The 22,180-nt window shown below is 50.6% G+C and carries 15 protein-coding genes; 10 read left to right on the top strand and 5 right to left on the bottom strand.

Translation table 11 applies throughout. From position 1 onward, the window contains the following. The first annotated feature begins 6 nt into the window (after positions 1-6). From M3650_RS22440 to M3650_RS22425, 4 genes are all read left to right on the top strand, one after another. Positions 7-279: a hypothetical protein gene (locus tag M3650_RS22440; protein ID WP_019421925.1), complete on the top strand. Its 273-nt coding sequence runs from the start codon at positions 7-9 to the stop codon at positions 277-279. 77 nt (positions 280-356) lie between these two features. Next, a complete protein-coding gene (locus tag M3650_RS22435) occupies positions 357-4,127 on the top strand; it encodes a dynamin family protein (RefSeq protein ID WP_251577969.1) in 3,771 nt (1,256 codons plus the stop codon). 272 nt (positions 4,128-4,399) lie between these two features. After that, positions 4,400-6,172 (top strand): ABC transporter ATP-binding protein, encoded by a 1,773-nt coding sequence (locus M3650_RS22430; RefSeq protein ID WP_233696452.1) that lies wholly within the window; start codon positions 4,400-4,402, stop codon positions 6,170-6,172. After that, on the top strand, positions 6,169-8,049 hold the full coding sequence (locus M3650_RS22425) for an ABC transporter ATP-binding protein (protein WP_019421928.1): 1,881 nt from the start codon (positions 6,169-6,171) through the stop codon (positions 8,047-8,049). Before M3650_RS22430 ends, M3650_RS22425 begins: the two co-directional genes overlap by 4 nt. A gap of 616 nt (positions 8,050-8,665) precedes the next feature. On the opposite strand, the gene M3650_RS22420 is transcribed toward M3650_RS22425, so the two are convergent. Next, positions 8,666-9,592, bottom strand: coding sequence for a transposase (locus M3650_RS22420; protein WP_251577967.1), 927 nt, complete (start codon positions 9,590-9,592; stop codon positions 8,666-8,668). A 732-nt stretch (positions 9,593-10,324) separates the two neighbouring features. Between M3650_RS22420 and M3650_RS22415 the strand changes: the two genes are divergently transcribed. The 5 genes from M3650_RS22415 (at position 10,325) to gyrA (ending at position 17,713) form a co-directional block, all read left to right on the top strand. Then, positions 10,325-11,140: a GDSL-type esterase/lipase family protein gene (locus M3650_RS22415; RefSeq protein WP_251577965.1), complete on the top strand. Its 816-nt coding sequence runs from the start codon at positions 10,325-10,327 to the stop codon at positions 11,138-11,140. A 28-nt stretch (positions 11,141-11,168) separates the two neighbouring features. Then, positions 11,169-12,134 carry an ABC transporter ATP-binding protein gene (locus tag M3650_RS22410; RefSeq protein WP_251577963.1) on the top strand — a complete coding sequence of 322 codons (966 nt, stop codon included), beginning with the start codon at positions 11,169-11,171 and terminating at the stop codon, positions 12,132-12,134. Beyond that, entirely contained in the window at positions 12,127-13,116 is a 990-nt protein-coding gene (locus M3650_RS22405; RefSeq protein WP_251577961.1) for an ABC transporter permease, read from the top strand. Before M3650_RS22410 ends, M3650_RS22405 begins: the two co-directional genes overlap by 8 nt. Positions 13,117-13,258: 142 nt before the next feature. After that, complete coding sequence (gene parE / locus M3650_RS22400) at positions 13,259-15,250, top strand: DNA topoisomerase IV subunit B (protein ID WP_251577959.1); 1,992 nt, start codon at positions 13,259-13,261, stop codon at positions 15,248-15,250. Positions 15,251-15,265: 15 nt separating this feature from the next. Beyond that, positions 15,266-17,713 (top strand): DNA gyrase subunit A, encoded by a 2,448-nt coding sequence (gene gyrA / locus M3650_RS22395; RefSeq protein ID WP_251577957.1) that lies wholly within the window; start codon positions 15,266-15,268, stop codon positions 17,711-17,713. Here the strand turns inward: gyrA and M3650_RS22390 are convergent. Next, on the bottom strand, positions 17,710-17,877 hold the full coding sequence (locus tag M3650_RS22390; RefSeq protein WP_251577955.1) for a hypothetical protein: 168 nt from the start codon (positions 17,875-17,877) through the stop codon (positions 17,710-17,712). The genes gyrA and M3650_RS22390 overlap by 4 nt on opposite strands. 311 nt (positions 17,878-18,188) lie before the next feature. Between M3650_RS22390 and M3650_RS22385 the strand changes: the two genes are divergently transcribed. Beyond that, the gene (locus M3650_RS22385) at positions 18,189-18,659 is read left to right on the top strand and encodes a MarR family winged helix-turn-helix transcriptional regulator (protein ID WP_019420468.1); all 471 of its coding nucleotides are present in this window, start codon (positions 18,189-18,191) and stop codon (positions 18,657-18,659) included. A 22-nt stretch (positions 18,660-18,681) separates the two neighbouring features. Here the strand turns inward: M3650_RS22385 and M3650_RS22380 are convergent, their stop codons facing one another. Genes M3650_RS22380 through M3650_RS22370 form a run of 3 tightly spaced genes read right to left on the bottom strand, consistent with a single transcriptional unit; the run spans position 18,682 to position 21,672 of the window. Continuing rightward, positions 18,682-20,058: a CapA family protein gene (locus M3650_RS22380; protein ID WP_251577953.1), complete on the bottom strand. Its 1,377-nt coding sequence runs from the start codon at positions 20,056-20,058 to the stop codon at positions 18,682-18,684. Between the two features lie 36 nt (positions 20,059-20,094). After that, entirely contained in the window at positions 20,095-20,802 is a 708-nt protein-coding gene (locus tag M3650_RS22375) for an RluA family pseudouridine synthase (protein ID WP_251577951.1), read from the bottom strand. Between the two features lie 6 nt (positions 20,803-20,808). Further along, positions 20,809-21,672, bottom strand: a complete 864-nt coding sequence (locus M3650_RS22370; RefSeq protein ID WP_251577949.1) for a class I SAM-dependent methyltransferase — start codon at positions 21,670-21,672, stop codon at positions 20,809-20,811. Positions 21,673-22,180: the final 508 nt, after the last annotated feature.

Raw genomic sequence — 22,180 nt, 5'->3', positions numbered from 1 at the left:
GTCGTGATGAAATGCATTTCGGTTTATACGAATGATTTTGAACAGTTCTCTGATATTTATGAAAAGGTGCTTCAAACTCCTCTTCAAGATGACGAGGAGCGGGAAATTGACGGCATAACGATATATGGAGCAGGTGAAGTGCCCGAGCAATATGTAGAACGGATGCGGCAGAAGCGGGATGTCGTAGTCATGCGCGTCAAGGATCAAGACATAACGATATTGCAGCACGGAGAACAGTTCGAAATCATTCTCCCCGAACAGCAAAATATGGTACACTAGAAACCGAGTCAAAGGCAAAAAGAGGAAGCCGATTGACTCGGTTTTTTCTATATATATGGTCACCGGGGGATGCAATGATGGTAAAAACGAATCACGAGCAATGGAGAACAGCAGCCGCAGCTGCAGTGGACAGCGCAGATTCGCTTACAGTCTGGTTGCAGGAAAACGCAAGCTCCATGGAGCAGACTGGCGATATGCTGCAGAGCGCCAAGATGCGTGAACTGCTTGCGAAATGGCAGGAACAAACGTTAATGATGACTTTTTGCGGGCACTTCTCCGCAGGGAAATCGACCGTAATCAATCGGTTGTGCGGCAGAGATTTACTGCCGTCGAGTCCTATACCGACTAGCGCAAATGTCGTGACCGTACGCTACGGTGACAGTCGCGCCGAGGTTATCCGCCGGAACGCAGCGGGTGGGGCTCAATCTGCCGAAACGGTTCCGCTTGAGCGGTTGGCTGAAGTATGCCGCGATGGCGAGACGGTAGAACGTGTCATCATATATGATGCCGTGGATTGGCTGAAGAACGGAATCGCCCTGCTGGATACGCCTGGAGTGGATTCCACGGACGAATCACACCGGGCGGCCACGGAATCTGCCATGCACTTGGCTGATGTCGTATTTTATGTGACGGATTACAATCACGTCCAATCTGAATATAACTTCGCCTTCGCCAAGGAAGTGGCGGATGCGGGCAAGCCACTCGTATGGATCGTCAATCAAATCGATAAGCATCGGGAGCAAGAGCTTACGTTCGCCGCGTATCAAGACGATGTAAACCGCGCTCTGGAAGCGTGGCAGCTGCATCCGGCTGCCGTCTTCTTTGTAACGTTAAAGGAGCCGAACCATCCGTACAATGAATGGAAGGCGCTCGAGCGTTATTTGCGGCAGAGCGTTCAAGACCGCGAGCGGCTTATCAGGTATGGCGTAGAGCAGGCTGCGCGTGAATTAATCGAAGCGCATGCGAAGCAATTGGCGGAGCCGCTTGAACAGGAGCGGCAATTATGGGTGGAGCAGGCGGGCGGCTCAGAAGCAGTTGCAGGCTTGCGTGAAGAGCATGCTCGTCTGACAGCACAGCTGGATGAAGCGGATCGGCAGGCAGAAGCAATAAAGTCGTCGTTTCAGACGGCTGTGCAGAAGCTGTTGCGCGACGCGAACCTTACGCCGGCAGTAACGCGCGATATGGCGCAGACATACTTGGAGACGCTGAAGCCTGGATTTAAGGTTGGGCTGTTTTTTACAGCCGCCAAGACCGCCGCCGAGCGGGAGCGTCGGCTGCAAGCCTTTGGAGCCTTGTGGAAGGAAGGCTTGCGCGCGAATGCGGAGGTGCACGTTATCCAGCTGTTAAGGGAACTGGCTCGTCAAGCGGGAGCGGAAGAGCTGTCAGCGCAAGCGGAGATGGAAGCTGCCCTGCCGCAGCTGGATGAAGCATGGCTGCAACAGGAGGTTCAGCCTGGCGCGTGGGGGACGGCGGAGTATACGCTAACCTATAGCCGCGCCATCAGTGATGAAGCGAAGGCGCTCCTGCGCCGGGTAGTGATGAAGCAGGCGGAGCCATACTTGTACGCGCTCGGTATGCAGTATGGCGCACAAGCAGACGAGCTGCGGAAGAGAACAGCGAAGCTGGACGCTGAGTTAGAGACGGATAGCCGCATCACAGCTCGCGAGCGTGACCTTCGAGGCAGAGCAGAGCAAATGCTGCGATCATGGGAAGCTGTTCAAGCAAGCGATGTGTCCGCGTGCGGATTGGCTGCTCTGCTGCCGGTACCCAAGCGTGTTGAGGCAGAAGGGGACGACCTGCTCCTTAGACAGCCTGACACGACGTCTGACGAGCGCGGGACTGGTTCAGGTATATCTTCTCCTGAACCGATGAACCTGGCGCCAGCGAGCGGCGCCAACGCGCCGACGCATTTGCCGGAATCAGACCGCGCATCGCGTCATGCAGCGGATGCAAGCCGTGCCCGCCGCAGATTGCTGGAAGCCGCGACGCGGCTCAAGCAGGCGGCGGACGCGCTCGAACGGCTTCCTGCCGTGAAGCCGCTTGCGCAGGGCTTGCGCGACAAGGCGGAGCGGCTCGGCACGAACCGCTTCACCGTCGCGTTGTTCGGGGCGTTCAGCGCTGGCAAGTCCTCCTTCGCGAACGCCCTGATGGGCCGAGACGCCTTGCCGGTCTCGCCCAATCCAACGACCGCCGCCATCAATACGATTGCGGCGCCGACAGACGCGCACCCACATGACACGGCGCGCGTCACAATGAAGAGCGAAGCGAAGATGCTGGCTGATCTTCGCTTCGCGCTGGAAAGCATGGGCGAGGCTAATACGTCTACCATGAGCATGGAGAAGGCGCTCATAGCCATCGACCGCTATCGCCCGGATACACTGCATCCGTCAGGCCGCCCGCATTACAGCTTCATTCAGGCGGTGAAGAGAGGCTACGAGGGCGCACGGCAGCATTTCGGCGAATCCCTGCACGTTAGCGCGGAGGAATATCGTGAGTACGTCAGAGAGGAATGGAAATCCGCCTTCGTGGAACGGATTGATTTGTTTATCGACAGCCCCTTAACGGAACAAGGCTTCGTATTCGTCGATACTCCGGGAGCGGATTCCATTAACGCCCGCCATACCGGAGTAGCCTTTGAGTATATGAAGAATGCGGACGTCATTTTGTTCGTCACCTATTACAACCATGCTTTCTCGCAGGCGGACCGTCAATTTTTGACTCAGCTCGGGCGGGTGAAGGATGCGTTTGAACTGGATAAAATGTTCTTTGTCGTGAATGCGGCTGACCTCGCTGCTTCTGATGAAGAATTGAACAGCGTCATGGAATATGTGAGCGGGCGTTTGCTTGAGTTCGGTATCCGGGAGCCGCGCTTGTTCCCGGTGTCGAGCCTGCAGGCGTTGGATGCGAAGCTGAGCGGGCTAACCGGTCCATTGACTCAGTCCGGAATTGCCGACTTCGAGGAGGCCTTCATGCGATTTGCTTCCGAGGAGCTAGCAACGCTCAGCGTCGATGCGGCACTGAACGATATACGAAGAGTGGATTCTCAACTCAAAGCTATGTGGGATGCTGCGCATGCGGATGCATCCGAGAGGGCGAAGCAGACGGAGCGTATCCGGTCTTCAGAAGCCGAATCGATCAGGCGGTGCGATGAATGGCTGCGGCGGGATGAACGAAAGCGCATCGAGCAGGAAGCGGATGAGCTGCTGTACCATGTCAGACAGCGGCTGCAATATCGTTTCAACGACGGATTCGCTTATGCGTTCAACCCGGCCTCCTTGCGCAAGGATGAACAGAACATTGATACGGCTTTGGAGCGGTGTTACTTGGAATGGTCCCGTACGTTTATGAAGGAACTGACGAATGAGCTGTACGCGACGACGTTAAGACTGGAACAATCCGCGAAGCGGCTTGCGTTAAGCTATCGTATGCAGCTGGCTAGCAAGGTGGAGGAATACTTGCCGGGCTTTGCTGTGACCGACGAATCGTTGCCGTCTTGGCCAACGCCGGATGTAACGGAAGGGGACTGGCTGAAGGACATGACGACACGTTGGCTCCGCAGCTTCTTCCGCAACAGCAAATCATTCTTTGAAGGCGGGGGACGCGATGGGCTGAGGCAAGCGCTCGAGGAACGTGCTCTGCAAGCCGTAACATCAGCTATTCAGGAACACCGGGAGCGGTTCGTAGAGCATATTGCGTACCATCTCACGGACACTGTCCGAGTGCTCCATTCCGAGCTTGCTGATGCGGTGCACGTGCATGCCGACCGGTTGGCAGATGCCTCCCGAACCGATTACGATCCGGAGCCGCTGCACGCCGTCATGAAGGCAATGGAACGTACATTATCATGAGATGAATTGATGTAGTTTCTATATCAAATCAGCATCAATGTCCCTTAAAAGCTTGCCCTGTACTAAGCAGGGTAAGCTTTCTTTTGTGGATAGGGGTTAGGATTAAAGGAAAACCGACGATTTAAAAGAAACGATTGGATTCGTTCCAAGTAATCTCGATTTAAGGAGGGATAGTCGATATTATGACGGAATTGCCGTTTTGCCGTTGAATATGCCTGATGATAAACTGCATTACATCTCACGAAGAACGAATAATGGGGAGGAGAAGTCCAATGAACGTCTTCAAGCAGCTCGGCTCGTTTTATTGGCCGAAGAGAGGCCTGCTGTTCGCATCGGTGTTCTGCTTAATGGTCGCGACCGCGCTTGGATTGGTATATCCCAATCTGCTGCGTATCTTAATCGACGACGTTATAGCAGAAAATCGGTTCGAATGGGTGCCTTGGCTGGCGTTAACGGTTATCATCGTTGTCAGCGTAAAAGGCACCCTACAATTTTTGCACGGTTTCTTCGGCGGGCGCCTTGGAAACCACGTTGCGTACGAAATGCGCAACGCGTGTTACCGTAAGCTGCAATTTTTGTCGTTCCGCTATTACGACAAAGCGAGGACGGGCGATTTAATGTCTCGTTTGACCGCGGATTTAGAAGCGATCCGCAATTTTGTCGGATTTGGGTTTGCGCAAATATTAAATATGGTGCTGATGGTAGTCTTTGGTGCTGCCATGATGTTTTCCATAGACTGGCAGTTAACGCTAACTACGCTCGTATCAATTCCACTTCTCGTATTTGTTGCGATGCGATTCGAATCAAAAATTCATCCCGCGTTTCGCGAAATGCGAATTACCTTCAGCCAGCTGACGACAGCGGTACAAGAGAATATTACCGGGGTGCGTACGGTAAAATCGTTTGCGCGCGAGAACTTTGAGGTGGAGAAGTTCTCCTCGCGCAACGAGGCATACAAAGATAATCAGATTTTCGCTGCCACGCTGTGGGGCCGCTACTTTCCGATTATGGAAATGCTCGCTTGCTTCTGCATCGTGCTGCTGCTTGCTATGGGCGGAACGAAAGTAATCAACGGTTCGCTGACGCTGGGTGAGTTGGTTGCTTTCTTTAGCATGATATGGTACATTATCGGACCGATGTGGGGGATTGGGTTCCACATTAATAACTATACGCAGTCGAAGGCTTCTGGTGAACGTGTGTTGGAACTGCTGGAGACTCAGGTTGATATCGAGACCCGATCGAACCCTATTATGCTGGAAGACGATAAGGTTCAAGGCCATGTGAAATTTGAGGACGTCACCTTCCGCTATGAAGGAGAGGTTGACGCGGTCAGTCATATTACGTTAGACGCCACACCAGGCAAAGTTATTGGATTGCTTGGCGGTACAGGCTCCGGTAAGTCGACCGTCATTCAACTTCTGATGCGGGCTTATGATGTGAAGCAAGGAAAAATTACGCTAGACGGTCACGATATCCGCAACATTGATTTAAATAGCTTGCGCAGTCAGATGGCGACCGTATTTCAGGAAACGTTCCTGTTCTCATCATCGATTTATAACAATATCGCATATGGCCGCGATGATGTGACAATGGACGATGTCATCCGTGTAGCGAAGCTGGCAAAGGCGCACGAATTCATTATGGAACTGCCACTAGGCTACGATACGATTGTTGGAGAACGCGGCATGGGGTTGTCGGGAGGCCAGAAACAGCGGATTGCTATCGCGCGGGCACTCTTGAAAGATCCGAAGATTCTTATTTTGGATGATGCGACCAGCGCCGTAGATATGGAGACCGAGCATGAAATTCAAGCCGGCTTCAAGGAGGTTATGAGAGGACGCACCGTGTTCATTATTGCACACCGTATTTCGTCCTTGCGCCATGCTGACGAGATTATCGTGCTGGAACAAGGCCGTATCGTACAGCGCGGCAAGCACGAGCAGCTCATTCAAGAGCCGGGAACGTATCAAGATGTATTCTATATTCAATACGCAGACAAACTCGAGGGGGAGTCTGAGTCGACGAGAGAGCAGGTGAGAGCATGAGTGGAGGAAACCCATCCGCGGCTGCCGAGCGAAGGTCTGCAGGCCATGGAAGCGTTAACTCTGACGCTGCGGCCGATACAACGAAACGTTCACGCTTCGTCTATCAAGATGATGACGTCATCGAGAAGCCGTTTAACTGGGCGCAGATGCGGCGGCTGCTCGTCTACATGAAGCCATATAAACGGCAGTTGCTCCCGGTTCTGATCGTGATGATGGTGCTTGGGACAATAACGAAGCTGGCAATACCTTTTCTCATCAGTTATGCGATTGACCACGCCATTCAACCGGCGGACGGCAATCCTTCTCTGCGACTGCTTTATATCATCGCAGGGACCGCACTCGGACTGTATATTATACAGTGGGGGGCAAACACGTTCCGCATCAAATTTATGAACGTAATCGGACAGCGCATCATTTACGATTTGCGCGCCGACTTGTTCAAGCACATTCAGAAGCTGTCCTTTCACTTCTATGACAAACGGCCGGCAGGTTCCGTGCTCGTCCGGGTGACGAATGATGTCAACTCCTTGCAGGAACTGTTTACGAACGGGGCCGTCAATACATTGGTCGATTGTATGCAATTGCTCGGTATTATCATTATTTTATTGTTCTTGAATGTTCAACTCGCGGTAGCGGTTATGATTACCGTGCCGATTATGTTTCTTGTATCGACGAAGCTGCGGAAGCGTATCCGTTTCGCTTGGCAGGATGTGCGGATCAAGCAGTCGCGCATCAATTCGCACTTAAACGAGGCGATTCAAGGTATTCGTGTTACGCAAGCGTACACACAAGAGCAAGCGAACATGGATTACTTCGATCACATGAATAGTGTGAACAAGAAATCGTGGGACCGTGCATCCGCGTTGAACCAAACATTCGGTCCGGTCATCGAAATTACGAGCGCCATTGGGGCATTCGTATTGTTCATGTACGGCTCTCATCTCATTCAAAGTGATGTAATTACCGTCGGCGTGCTGTTCGCCTTCGCTCAGTACGTTGGAAACTTCTGGGAACCAATTAACCGACTAGGTCAGATGTATTCACAGATGCTCATCGCGATGGCGTCTTCCGAGCGGATTTTCGAGTTCATGGACGAACAGCCGTCCGTAGGCGAAGAGGATCATGCGATGCAGCTGCCGCCGGTTCATGGTGATGTCGCATTCGAGAACATTCTATTCGAATATGAGAAGGGACGTCCAGCGCTGCGCGGCATTTCCTTGTCGGCTCAGGCGGGACAATCGATTGCACTCGTAGGACATACAGGATCGGGGAAGAGCACGATTATTAACTTGCTTTGCCGCTTCTATGACCCGACGGAAGGCCGGGTTGCAATTGACGGCTTTGACATACGGAATGTAACGCTGGAAAGCTTGCGTTCCCAGATTGGGATTGTGCTACAGGATACGTTCATCTTCTCCGGAACGATTCGCGATAATATCCGCTTCGGACGTTTGGATGCGACGGACACGGAAGTCGAGGAGGCCGCGAAAGCCGTCTTCGCACACGATTTTATCGTAAATCTGAAAGACGGTTACGATACGGAAGTACAGGAGCGCGGGAACGTTCTCTCTATGGGGCAACGCCAGTTGATCTCGTTCGCGCGCGCATTGCTTGCGAACCCTCGCATTCTCATACTGGATGAGGCGACGGCGAGCATTGATACCGAGACCGAACTTAAGATTCAGGAAGCGCTGAAGACGCTCCTGGAAGGGCGCACATCATTCATTATTGCTCACCGCTTGTCGACGATCCGGGGCTGCGACAATATCGTCGTTCTGGATCACGGTGTCATTCAAGAGCAGGGCACGCACGAGCAGTTGATGCGCATGCGCGGTACGTACTACGGACTTGTAGCAGCACAATATAAATATATGTAGGCCTGCGCCACTGGGTTCATCAAGGCAGACTGACGAAGTAATTCGGCAGTCTGCCTTTTTAGTTAAAAGGTTAGCAGTAACCTAATCCTATCATGGGCCTTTCTCGTTTCCGTTACTTTACATTGATCCCATCTCCCCATCGCTCAGAAAGCGCCACGTGCTGTATTGCCGACATACTTCCTGAGATATAATGAACAGTCATCGTGACATTGATTCGGCCGTGGATGAATCGCTGCTCTTGTATGTTCGATGACGTCCCTTATGCACACGATACGACTCGAGAGAGTGGACTAACACCGATATCCTTTGTTTCTCCCCTTATGACGACACTCTCCCCTTCACTCAGAGAAAGAGCGCTACCGCTACACCAAACAGACTCTGTGAGCGTACCATCCTTACACAGAGAGAGCCCCTGCCCCCTGCTACACAAAACAAACTCTGTGAGCGTACCATCCTCACATAGAGAGCGCTACCGTTACACCGAAAGCTATGCGTGTGTACCCGAATAGTGATTTTCTTGGGAAAGGATAAATATCTGCCTCCATAGGCATAACGATATGCTACACCTTCCGTCACACTCAACCTCGTCAATTTGTGAGGTTTAATCTATCTGGTGTCATACCGCCCTGCGATATGGAGCGTGCTGTGAAGGGTTTGGGGTGAAGCAGTACCGGGTTACTGCTCCAGAGTCTGTAGACATGCACAAGTCTAACAAGCGTCCCCATGCGGATTCATGATGGGCAGACGCGTTGTGGCGGAAGCAATATTCGTCCAGGTACAACTGAAGGTGTTTTTCGCCTAGGCCGTGAAAGGTATCATTCAGCCAGCGCCGAGCCTGGCTAAATGCACGGTATAAGCGGCTGCTGCGCTTGACTCGAAAGTTCTGACGTATAATCGAAACCTCGGGGACGGACTCAGAGACGTGATGAGCGATAAAGTTGTCGCAACCCGAACGAAGCAGGAGTTTGCCGGACATGTATTTCCGGTTCACAAGCTTCATCTTGAGAACGATATTCTCCTCGTCAGGCGTAACGGAAGTGGAGACGATGAGAGGGCATTCCTGAGGATGAAGGCTCAGAGTGTTAGAGGTTGGGCGAAAAGAGCGACCGAAGAAGGCCACGATACCTTGAACGGACGCATTCAGTGATCGGTTGCTATCATCACGGCTTATCGCAATACGTATTTTGTGCAATATCGACCAGGCAGTCTTGTAGGTAACTTTGAGTACCGAGCTGAGTTGGACAGCGTTGATGCCGGTATCGGAACGGGAGACGAGCCAGAACGCCGTGAGCCACTTCCGCAAGGGGGTGCGGCTGCCTTCCATGACGGTTCCAGCGGTCAGCGAGGTTTGATGATGGCAAGCGCGACACTCGTACAGTGGAAGCCGGCGTGTCCGGATGATATAGACACCGGTGTGCCGGCAACGCGGACAGACAAAGCCCTGAGGCCACTTTAACTCAAATAAGAAGGGCACGCAGGAGGATTCCGAAGGATAATGATGCTGTAGGTCCTCCAATTTGTCGATAGATTGCCATCCGTTCATCGCTTGATCCTCCTCAAATGAATTAAGAACAAATGTTCCTATGTACACTATAACGAACAAACGTTCTGAATTCAAGGAGTGTAACTAACAATTAGCAATAATTTTATAGTTAACGTGGAATAACGTTGTCTCGAAAATGCGCATGAATTTTCTGACTGAATGGGAGGGGAACGCTAAACGGGACATTAAGGCAATGATTGTCACGCCCTACATCGTGGACGACGGTTATTCATCGGATGCCATATGATATTACTATAATGAGTGCGCTGGTCCCAATGATAAAAGGATGCTGTTTGTTGACAAAAATATAATTCATTTAAACCAGATACCTACAGCCACACAGCTATGGAGATACATACCTGAAGTAAGGGGAGAGCGGTGCTATGAACTGAAGTAATGGCAAGAGGTACTATACGCGTTCAAATCTAAAGTAAGGCAGAGGAAGGGCTATACACGTGTTTTTAATCTGAATAAGGGAGTGCTGTGCTATATATACACATTTTCTGTTCGAATGGGAGAGTGGTGTAAGAAAGGTTTTTTCGAACGTACCGCACAGGTAAATGAGTTCCTCGCGAACTGGATAAAGATTCAAGTGATAGCTTAGCGTTCGGTATTATATTCGACGGGACTTGGGAGATTTTTGAGCGCTAAAGTTTGCAAATGGATTCCCGAACAGGTAATGTATTGATATATCTTGATGAGTGGGAACTTTATACGACTTGGGAGGGTAACATGAACCGCAAATCGACATCGCGATTATGGTCATGGATAGCGTTGTTCGGCTTATTGTCGACGCTCGTGTTGGCGGTAGGCTTCGGGTTCGGGGTCGCAGACATATTGTCGCCGGCCTCGGTTCCGTTCACGGAAATGCCGTCGGTTCAGACGCCGCCGGTAAAGGAAACCGCACAGGCTGACGAATGGCTTATCGCAACGATAGGCGATTCTTTGACTAGGGGGACCGGTGACGGCACAGGTGAAGGCTACGTGCGGCGTGTGGTCAAAATGCTGGACAAGGTTCAGGATAAACCAGTCACTCTCTTGAACAATATGGCGGTGAACGGAATGAGAGCCGATCAACTGTCTGAGCGATTGAATCAAGAAAGCATCGGCTATGTGTTGAAGAAAGCGAACATCGTTCTGCTAACGATTGGCGGCAACGATCTGTTTCAGAGCGCCCGCTCGGAACAATTCGGGGATCAATCGTTGAACCAGGATACGCTTCTTGCGAAGGCCGATCAAGGAGTTGGACATTTGAAGAAGGTGTTCGCTGGCATTCGTAAGTGGAATCCGGACGCACTCATTGTGTACGTAGGATTGTACAATCCGTTCACGGACTTGGAAGAAATGCGCGAAATCGGCAATAATGTCGTACAGAAGTGGAATGATGCCGCTTTTCAAATGATTAACAAGGATAAAAATATGATTATGGTTCCAACCTTTGATTTGTTTCAGCAAAATATCGGCATGTACCTTTCCTCCGATCACTTTCATCCGAATGGTGACGGCTATCAAGCCATCGCGGAGCGAATCGTGCAAAGCATTCGGTGAGGACAGGGAAGGAGGTTCTGTATTTCACATGAACAGCGCCGCAGCTATCGTATTGTCGGTTCAGCAAGTAAAGAAAATGATCGGCCGCAAGCTGATTATTAAGAACGTCACGTTCGACGTCCGTGCTGGTGAAATATTCGGTTTTCTAGGACCGAACGGCTCTGGAAAGACGACGACGATCCGCATGCTCGTCGATTTAATTAAACCGACGGAAGGGCGAATCCAAGTGTGCGGTTTCGATGTAAATCGAGACCCGGAGAAAGCGCTTCGCTACGTTGGATCCATCGTCGAGAACCCGGAAATGTATAACTTTTTGACGGGCTGGGAAAATTTAGAACATTTCGCGCGAATGGTGCCTGAAATCGGCGATGACCGCATTCATGAAGTCGTTGAGATTGTCGGGTTATCCAATCGTATTCACGATAAGGTGAAGACTTATTCCTTAGGGATGCGTCAGCGTCTGGGCATTGCGCAAGCGCTGCTGGGCCGTCCGAATCTGCTTATCCTGGACGAGCCTACGAATGGCCTCGATCCGCTCGGAATTAAAGAGCTGCGGGCATTTATTCGCACGCTGGCCGACAGCGGGATGGCCGTCTTTGTGTCCAGCCATTTGCTGAGCGAAATTCAGCTCATGTGTGACCGGGTTGCCATCATCAGCCGGGGAGAAGTGTTGGCAGTCGACGACGTGGAGCAGCTATTGACTGGACGCAACCAATTTGTTATTTGGCAGGCGAAGCCGGAAAAGAAGGCGCGGGACATCTTGTCTGCGAGCGGTGCTGTCACGTTCTTCAACCGTGAAGACGAAGTGATCGACGAAGCGGTATTAGTAGGTGTGCCTGATTATGCTATCTTGACGGAGACGCAGCCTGAGAGCATCGCCGAGTTGAACCGTAAATTAATGGAGGCTGGCGTCGAAGTAGAGGGCATTCAGCGCATTATGCCGACTCTGGAGCAGTTATTCTTGGAGATAACGGAGGGGGAACGCATTGAGTAGCTTGCTGCCGCTAATTCAGAATGAAACGATAAAAGTGTTGAAGAAGAAACGGTTCTATGTCGTTCTGCTGATTCTCATCGTCCTCATTCCGGTGTTTACCTACGCTCAGATGAAAATCGCTCAGAACAATCGAGAGAAATTCAATCAAGATTGGCGTCTAGAGCTGCAGCAGCGCATTACGGACATTCAGAATACGCTCGGCAGCGACCGGGTGCCGGAAGAATGGAAGAAATATCGGCGCATTATGCTGCAGCAATTGCAATATTATTTGGACCACGACGTTAACCCTGATGAGCCGAACGGCGTGACCTTTACGCGAACGTTCATGGATAACGCGGTGACGCTGTTTATTCCGTTGCTCGTCATGGCCATCGCGAGCGATATTGTATCATCCGAGCGTTCTACCGGTACGATTAAGATGCTGTTGACCCGGCCAGTGCGAAGGTGGAAGGTGCTGCTCAGCAAATGGATCGTGCTTATGATGTTCACGGGAATCATCGTCATTCTTACAGCTCTGCTTGCCTATTTAATTTCTGGCATGGTATTTGGCTATGGAGGCTGGACGTTCCCTATATTTACAGGATTTTCGCTTTCGGGAACAGAGGTGAATTTTGATACAGTCCATATTGTACCGTCGTGGATGTATATGCTCATGCAGTGCGGGCTCATATGGTTCTCGAGCGTCGTCGTTGCAGCGCTTGGCTTCATGATCTCCGTGCTTGTCCGTAGTACGGCGGCAAGTATCGTAACATTGATGGCCACGCTCATCGCCGGCAGCATACTGTATAACATGGCCTCATCGTGGCCGACGGCGAAATATTTATTTATGCTCAACTTGAAATTAACAGATTATTTAGCAGGTACACCGGCGCCTGTCGAAGGAATGAGCCTCCCTTTTTCACTCGGTGTATTGGCCGTCTGGGGGATTGCCGGATTGTTTGTCGCATTCCGTGTCTTTACGAAACAGGACATTTTGAATTAGAATATACAAGAATGCGAAACATCTGTTTGCATCCGGACGATATAATGGTATGGAGGCATACCTTCCTTCGCTCGGACGCGACAGATTTTCTTTTGCCGACGAAAGTTGGAACGCTAAATGTATTTTTGAAGGAGGAGCATGAATGGTCGAGCAAATCGATTCGTTCGGACAGCTACCGGGAAATAAGGGGGCAGCGAGCAACCACAATTCAGACTACGGGGCTGACGACATTCAAGTGCTCGAAGGGCTTGTCGCGGTTCGTAAACGGCCGGGGATGTATATTGGCAGTACAAGCTCCTCGGGGCTTCATCATCTGTTATGGGAAATCGTAGACAACGCCGTCGACGAGCATCTCGCCAAATTTTGCTCCCAGATTGATGTGACGGTTCATAAGGACCAGTCGGTCACCGTGCGCGACAATGGCCGCGGAATACCGACCGGAATGCATAAGACAGGAGTACCGACTCCACAGGTCGTCTATACGATTTTGCATGCCGGCGGTAAATTCGGCGGTGCAGGCTACAAAAAGTCGGGCGGGCTGCATGGTGTGGGCGCTTCTGTAACGAATGCGTTATCGGAATGGCTTGAGGTTGAAATTTGTCGTGAAGGAAAGATTCATCGTCTGCGGTTTGAGACTTGGGTAGATGACGACGGCAAGGAACATGTCGGGGAACCGGTTACCGGACTGGAGATTATCGGGAATACGAACCGCACAGGCACGAAAGTAACATTTAAGCCTGATACGAAGGTATTTCACGGCAATATACATTTGAATTATGACAATCTTGCCGAGCGTTTGCAGGAGATTTCTTTTTTGAATTCGGGCCTGCAAGTCACATTGAAGGATGAGCGGTCGGGGAAGTTGGAAACTTTCCTATATGATGGCGGAGCGAGTGAATTTGTACGGTATTTGAATGAGGACAAAACGGTCCTGCATGATGTCATCCATTTTGTTGCGGACAAAGACGACATTGAAGTAGAAATTGCGCTTCAATACAACGACGGGTATACGGAGACGCTAGTATCCTTTGTTAACTCCATACCGACACGTGGAGGCGGAACGCACGAAACGGGCTTTAAGACCGCTTATACGCGTGTCATGAACGAATATGCGCGGAAAAATACGCTGCTCAAAGAGAAGGATAAAAACTTGGATGGTAATGATCTGCGCGAAGGCATGATGGCGGTCATTAACGTCAAGATGTCAGACGTGGAATTCGTCGGACAGACGAAGGATCAACTGGGCAGCGCAACAGCCCGCGGTTCGGTCGACACGATCGTAGCCGAGAACATGAGCATTTTCTTGGAGGAGAACCCTCAAGTTGCGCAAATGCTCGTGAAGAAAGCGATTCAAGCATCGAGAGCACGCGAAGCGGCACGTAAAGCGCGCGAGGAAGTGCGGACCGGCAAGAAGCGCAGCGAAAGCTCCAATTTGAATGGCAAGCTGACTCCGGCGCAATCCAAGGATTATACACGCAATGAGCTGTTCATCGTGGAAGGGGATTCAGCGGGCGGGTCGGCGAAGCAAGGCAGAGATTCGAAGACGCAGGCTATTTTGCCGTTGAAAGGCAAGCCGATGAACCCGGAGAAGGCGAAGCTAGTCGATATTTTGAAAAATGATGAGTATCGAACTATCATCCACGCGATTGGAGCGGGGGTAGGTCCGGAATTCGAAGTAGAAGAGAGCAATTATGCCAAGGTCATTATAATGACCGATGCCGATACGGATGGAGCGCACATCCAGGTGCTGCTGCTCACTTTCTTTTACCGGTATATGAAGCAGTTAATCGATAACGGGCGGGTATACATTGCGCAGCCGCCGCTATACAAGATTACACATAAAAAAGGCAAGCATGCGACGATCCGTTACGCTTGGACCGATGAAGAGCTGAATAGTTACTTGAAGCAGTTCGGACAGAACGCCGAAATACAGCGTTACAAAGGTCTGGGTGAGATGAACCCGGATCAGCTGTGGGAAACGACGATGGATCCGGAGACGAGAACACTGCTGCAGGTGCAAATTGACGATCCGGCGAAGGCGGAACGACGCGTATTGACGCTAATGGGCGACAAGGTGGAGCCGCGTAAGCGTTGGATTGTCGAGAACGTCGATTTTACGGAGTTTGAGGAATAGAAAGGTGAGAGACACATGAGCGTATCGGAACAATTTAAACCAGCGTTCTTGGAAGATGTGGTAGGCGACCGGTTCGGCCGCTATTCCAAATACATCATTCAAGACCGCGCTATTCCCGACGTCAGGGATGGTCTCAAGCCGGTTCAACGCCGCATTCTGTTCGCGATGTATGAATCTGGTAATACGCCGGATAAGTCGTACCGCAAATCGGCAAAGACGGTCGGGGATGTCATGGGTAACTATCACCCGCACGGAGACGCCTCGATCTATGACGGCATGGTACGGATGGCCCAGCCATGGAAGATGGGGCATGTACTCATCGACGGACACGGCAACTGGGGCTCGATTGACGATGATCCTGCTGCAGCGATGCGTTATACGGAAGCCCGCTTGTCCTCTATTGCAATGGAGCTTCTACGGGATATTGAGAAGGATACGGTTCTGTTTCGGCCCAACTTCGACAATACGGAAAATGAACCTTCCGTATTGCCGGCACGGTTCCCGAACCTGCTAGTTAATGGAGTAAGCGGGATTTCTTCCGGCTTTGCGACGGAGATTCCGCCTCATAATTTGCGTGAAGTCATCCAAGCGTGCATAGCATCGATCGACAATCCGAACTTATCACTTGATGATCTGATGCAGATTATTCAAGGCCCGGACTTTCCTACAGGCGGTATCATCATGGGGGAAGAAGGAATACGCGAAGCGTATCAGACCGGCAAGGGGCGCATCTACATACGTGCGAAGACGGAAATTGAAGATATGCGCGGTGGACGGCAGCAAATTGTCATTACGGAAATCCCTTATCAAATCGTCAAATCCCGACTCGTCACGGCGATGGAAAATATCCGCCTGGAGAAAAAGGTTGACGGTATAGCCGAGGTTCGGGATGAAAGCGGTCGTGAAGGAATGCGCATTGTGGTCGAATTAAAGAAAGATGCAGATGCGACGGGAATATTAAATTACTTGTTCAAGAAGACTGATTTGCAGGTCACATACAATTTCAATATGGTCGCGATCGTTAACAAGGCACCGCAGCAGCTTGGTCTTAAATCAATGCTGAATTCTTATATTGCTCACCAGAAAGAAGTCGTGACGAATCGAACCCGTTATGATTTGAACAAAGCGGAGGATCGTGCGCATGTCCTGGAGGGCTTAGTTAAAGCTCTGGATATACTGGACGAAGTTATCGCGACGATTAAAGCTTCCAAGAATCGTCAGGATGCACAGCATAACCTGATGGAGAAGTTCCAATTTACCGAGCGTCAAGCGGATGCGATTTTGACATTGCAGCTGTATCGGTTAACCAATCTGGAACTGACGTCTCTCAATAAGGAACTGAACGAGATTCAGAAGAAGGTGGCCGAGTTGCGCGCTATTCTGGATAGCGAGAAGAAGCTATTGAGCCTAATCAAGAAAGAGTTGACTGAAATTCGCGACCGCTATGGTATTGAGCGACGCTCTGTCGTCCAAGGCGAAGTGGAAGAGATCAAAGTCAATTTAGAAGTTATCGTGAACGCGGAAGATGTTATCGTGACGCTGTCGAACGAAGGATATATTAAGCGTACGAGTCAGTTGTCGTTCACCCGATCCGGAGGCGAATGGGAGAAATCGGGCGTGAAGGAAGGCGACTTTATCCGCCAGATTTTCGAAGTGAACACGCTGGATCGGCTGTTGATCTTTACGAAGCGGGGGCAATACTTCTCTTTGCCGATTCATCTTATCCCGGAATTCAAATGGAAAGATAACGGTACTGCGATTGTCAATGTCATTCCAATCGCCAAGGAAGATCGGATCGTCAGTGTCGTTCCTATCAAATCGTTTGATAGCGAGCAGGCATCGCTATTGTTCGTCACTCGCCGCGGTCAAGTGAAGAGGACTCTTCTCAAAGAGTATGAGACGAAGCGGAGTGGGGCAGTAGCCGCGTGTAAAGTGGCGGATAACGATGAATTGTTGAGCGTCATGACGAGTGACGGTGAGATGGAGCTGCTTCTAGTCAGCAATCAAGGGATGGCCATCCGTTTCCTGGAGCGTGAGGTCAATGCGATGGGACGTGCCGCAGGCGGAGTCCGCGGTATGCAGTTAAAGGATGACGATGAGATCGCTGCCGCTATTCGTGTGAACGGCGATGAAGGCGAAATCACGGTGCTGACTGATTTAGGTTGGAGCAAGCGTTCCCTGCTGCTGGATTACCCGACCCAAGGGCGGGGCGGGAAAGGGATGGCTACGTTTGAATTCAAGGAAGGCAAACGGGTGAAGCCGAACGGAACGAAGCTAGTCGGGGCTTATTTCAGCACAGCAGCATATCCAATTACGCTCGTTGCGGATTCGGGCAAGCTCCATCAGTTAATTACAGAGCATGCCCCTCTTATGGATCGGAAGTCGCAAGGCCGAGCTGTAGTCGCATTGGATAAAAATGAACATGTCGTTGATACGCTCGTTATTGCGCCGATTTCAGTTTAATCGAAAGGCTTGTGCGGCGGATTTAATACATCGTGCAATCGCATAACCATTTCAAGCAGGACCCACATGGGAACGGGCTCATCGAGTCGTTCCATCCATTGTGGGTCTTTTACAATTCCAATTTCGATTGCTCTGCGAACCATTTCCTCTTTGAACTGTTCCATCCGAAGTTCCTCCTTTGCGGTTGATACGGGACAGATGCCCATATATTAATTATATGATCCTGCAAACCATCATGTTCCGATTCGTGGAATGTTCCGTTCGGTTGCTTTATTGTTGACAATATGATCACGATAGATGACCGAACTTTGAAGCTGTGGTATAATTTAGTTGTTTTTGATCGTGTATATGAATCAACTTCTTAACGCGGTCGCCCATCTTCGAAAGACATCGATAGAAGTGTATCTGAAGGATGAGTAAGGTTGAGATTCAGGTAGTACAAGATCGGTATGGAGAAAAGGGGGAGTCGGCAATTATGCACGTAACGGAATTTGCCAAGCTGTGGTTGAAGCTATCGAAGGAGTATAAAAATGTGATGGATGAGGCGCTTGCACCGAGTCTGACCGAAAGCCAGCTAACGGTATTGGAGTGGGTGACGGAATATGGCAAGGTGAAGCCTTCAGATTTGCTCCCGCACTTAGCAACGACTCCTGCAGCGATAACGACCCTCATGGATCGGATGGAGAAGAATGCGCTTATTGTCCGCGAACGTGATCAAGGCGATCGGCGTATTGTATGGATACAGGCAACTCCATTTGGAGAACAAGAAATGCGCCGAGGGATCGCGACTCGGGAATCGTATTGGACCGATATTCTTCATCGCATCTCGACGCATAATCAGCAATTGCTTATTTTGTTGTTAGGCAAGCTTGCCAATGCGCCTCAGCCTCAGCCGCAGGTGAACACGACGCGCGATGCTATTGCAGCAGGCAATAAGCGAGACTAGTCGGCTAGCTGGCTATTAGACGTCATTCTGAAGTCAATAGCACTGGAACCGCGGACATCGACTGCAGATGACGGTTCGTATTGTTCAACATGTTCTGCAGCCGTTTGAACTGATTCGTACTTAAGCGTTTATCCGAATGCGACATGATGGTGTCAGACATGGGCAAGACACGGTATTTGCGCTTAGCTCTCGGGCCATCGATATGAACCCAAGTCGGCTCTGCCGTAATCTCTTTCAATTCTATACGTCCCTCAGGCATATGCTTAACCATTTCCACACCGAAGATTACACCGATATCTTTCCCGTCGCCCGTTTGGTTAGAAATAAAATTTCCTAATGAATAAATAATGATTGCATCTCTTGTGTGTCCGTCTGCTTCTTGTACGGTTACCCGTTCATAAGGCTGTAGAACGTGTGGGTGCGAACCTAGAATTATATCTGCCCCGGCTTGGACGAGCGTACGAGCCAGTTGTATTTGCTTTTGATTCGGTTTGTCTTCATATTCGTTGCCAAAGTGAAGCGCGATGGCGACGACGTCTGCACCGGCTTCCTTCGTCTTCTTAATGTCTCTAATCATCCGTTCCTCATCGATGAGCGACACCAGGTAAGGTTTCTTCTTCGGCAGCGGTATCCCGTTCGTACCATAGGTATAAGCCAGTATCCCTAGCTGTATGCCGTTCTTCTCCAGCAGCGTAACTTGTTCGGACTCCCATAGCGAAGCAGATGTTCCTTTCGTTACGAAGCCGCGGTCTTTGAGCACTTCCAAGGTGCGAAGCGCCCCTTGCTCACGCCGGTCGAGCACATGATTGTTGGCGGTTGTTACAATGTTAAAACCAGCATATTTCAAAGCATCCGCCAACTCTGAGGGCGCGTTGAACATCGGGTACCCGGTATATACTTTCTCTCCGCCCAGCAGTGGCGTTTCTAAGTTGGCCCAACACCAATCCGCACTTTCTAGTATCGGTTTCACCTGACTGAAATAACTATTGAAATCATACTTTCCTGTCTTCGGATTAACGTAGGCGGGAAATTGCGGAGAATGCATCATAATGTCGCCTACGGCCAAAAGCTTGCCCGATAGCGTATAGGGCTCGACGTTGTTCTCAACGGTGGCAACGGAGCTGTCAGCAGCTTCCTGGGACCCGTTAGCGAGAAGCGTGCTCTGGTTGGTACCTCCCTCTTGTTCTCGTGAAGCTGCGGCTTCATCGGAACTCGCTTCTTGTTGAGATGGTGTGGGAAGCTGCGCGTTATCTTGCTCTTGCGTGCTGGCTGCACCATTCGAGGCAACCGGTGACGCCACTTCATACTGCGTGGTGAAGCTGCAAGCCGCAGTCATTAACATAACTATCATTGCCGTAACCATCAGCAGCCATCTGTAGTATCGAAAATCTGTCTTCATTTTTATTTTACCCCTCCGAACTGTTGCAATGGGATGTTACACCATCGTAGCAACATCCCATTGATTCCAAGGAAATTCCCTTGGCGGAATCGATCGGAATTCCATGTATTCCTTTGTCGTCGGATGAGGAAAAGACAGCTGAACGGACCATAAAGCGATCTGCTGTCCCGGTCGATTCCAGTTGGCCCCGTATTTCTGATCTCCGTATAGCGGACAGCCAATGGCTTGCATTTGCACCCGAATCTGATGGGGGCGACCCGTATGCAGACGAACGCGAATGAGTGATAAATCTTGACTTTTGCCTGCCACCTCATAGCTCAATCGTGCTTCTTTGGCCCCAGCAGTGCCTGCCGGTACCGTACGAACGATATTGGTGCGCGTGTCTTTATGCAAATAGTGTGTTAAGTCTCCTTGCAGCTTGCGCGGACAGCCATGCACGACCGCCATGTACAACTTACCCAACTCATGGCGGCGCACGACATCCGACAGTCTGGAAGCAGCCTTAGACGTCTTGGCAAAGACCATCGCCCCTCCGACAGGTCGGTCGAGGCGATGTACAAGTCCGAGAAAGACGTTTCCCGGTTTTTCGTATCGGATCTTCAAGTCTTGCTTCAATAGAGTCAGCATATCCACGTCATTGCTGTCATCAGCTTGAGACAATATATTCACGGGTTTCTCCACGACGAGAACGTGATTATCCTCGAACAGAATGGGGATATGCCCTTGAGGCATAGGTGTGGACATATGATGTTATGCCTCCCAACGTCCTAATATTCCGCAAGGCAGAACCAGACCGGACTGTGTGATAGGAAGTCCAATCTCTCCACAAGTCAATTGACCGCCATAGCGCTTCTTCATCGTCATGCTGAGCAGATTGTTCAGCACGGATGGAGACAGACCGGTGGTATAGGAGTTAATGAGCATAAACAACGGATTATCCGACATAATCGTCGTACAGAACTCAAGGAACGGGTATAGGCTTTGTTCCAATTTCCACGTTTCGCCGCTCGGTCCGCGTCCGTACGACGGCGGGTCCATAATGATGGCATCATACTTATTGCCGCGGCGTTGTTCGCGCTGAACGAATTTGAACACATCATCTGTAATAAAGCGAACGGGCTTGGAGGAGAGACCTGACAGTTGCACGTTCTCTTTTGCCCATTGCACCATGCCTTTCGATGCATCCACATGGCATACTTCCGCACCGGCATAAGCGCAGGCAACGGTAGCGCCCCCCGTATATGCAAAAAGATTCAATACTTTAATTGGACGATTAGCCTGCTTAATCTTGTCCATCATCCAAGCCCAATTGACCGCTTGCTCTGGAAACAACCCCGTATGTTTGAAACTCGTAGGACGAATATAGAATTTCAAATCACGGTATTGGATCGTCCAGCGCTCCGGGATAGTCTTCTTCATATCCCAATTGCCGCCGCCAGAGGAGCTTCGATGATAGTGCCCGTGCACATTGCGCCACAGGTTGCTTTCTTGTTCCAGAGGCCAAATAATTTGCGGGTCGGGACGACGCAGCACGACATCTCCCCATCGTTCCAGCTTTTCACCGCCCCCGGTGTCGATTACTTCATAATCTTTCCAGTCGTTAGCCATGTACATTGTGTGTGTGACTTCCTTTCTTCATATGCGTGTCCCCTAAAGGCCACTTTTCAGCACCGAGAAGCACAAGTTTCGTAAGAAAACTTCATCGGAAGCATTCTTCGAAGAAGAGCGGGTGTAGGCGAGACTACATGAGCACCTGAAATGTTTCCAACGGAAACATTCTTCGGAAGCATAAGCTCTTCGAGAGTGAATGCAAGATTCGATGTCGAATCACATCTTGAGATGCTTCGTGATTAAAAGTGGCTTTCAAACTCACTAAGCGCTATTGTACTATAAATGCGCCTATGCTTACCAGAAAGTAATACGATTTCTCAAGCGGGCGATGATGCGGTGTCACACGCAGCTTCTCAAGACAAGCGGACTTCCTGTTCGCCATCATGAAAAGAAGACCGTCAACCTGTGCAGGATGGCGGTCTCTGGCGCATGGATGGATATACTAATAGTGCGTGTTCAAAAGAGGACTTTTTGAGCAACCTCTAATAGGAATCGGCCTGAAATTTGTAAC

Origin of the sequence: Paenibacillus sp. MER TA 81-3 (assembly GCF_023713585.1) — a bacterium.
Classification (GTDB): Bacteria; Bacillota; Bacilli; order Paenibacillales; family Paenibacillaceae; genus Paenibacillus_B; species Paenibacillus_B profundus.
The sequence above is the reverse complement of the archived record's forward strand: the minus strand, read 5'-3'. Positions and strand labels throughout refer to the sequence as shown.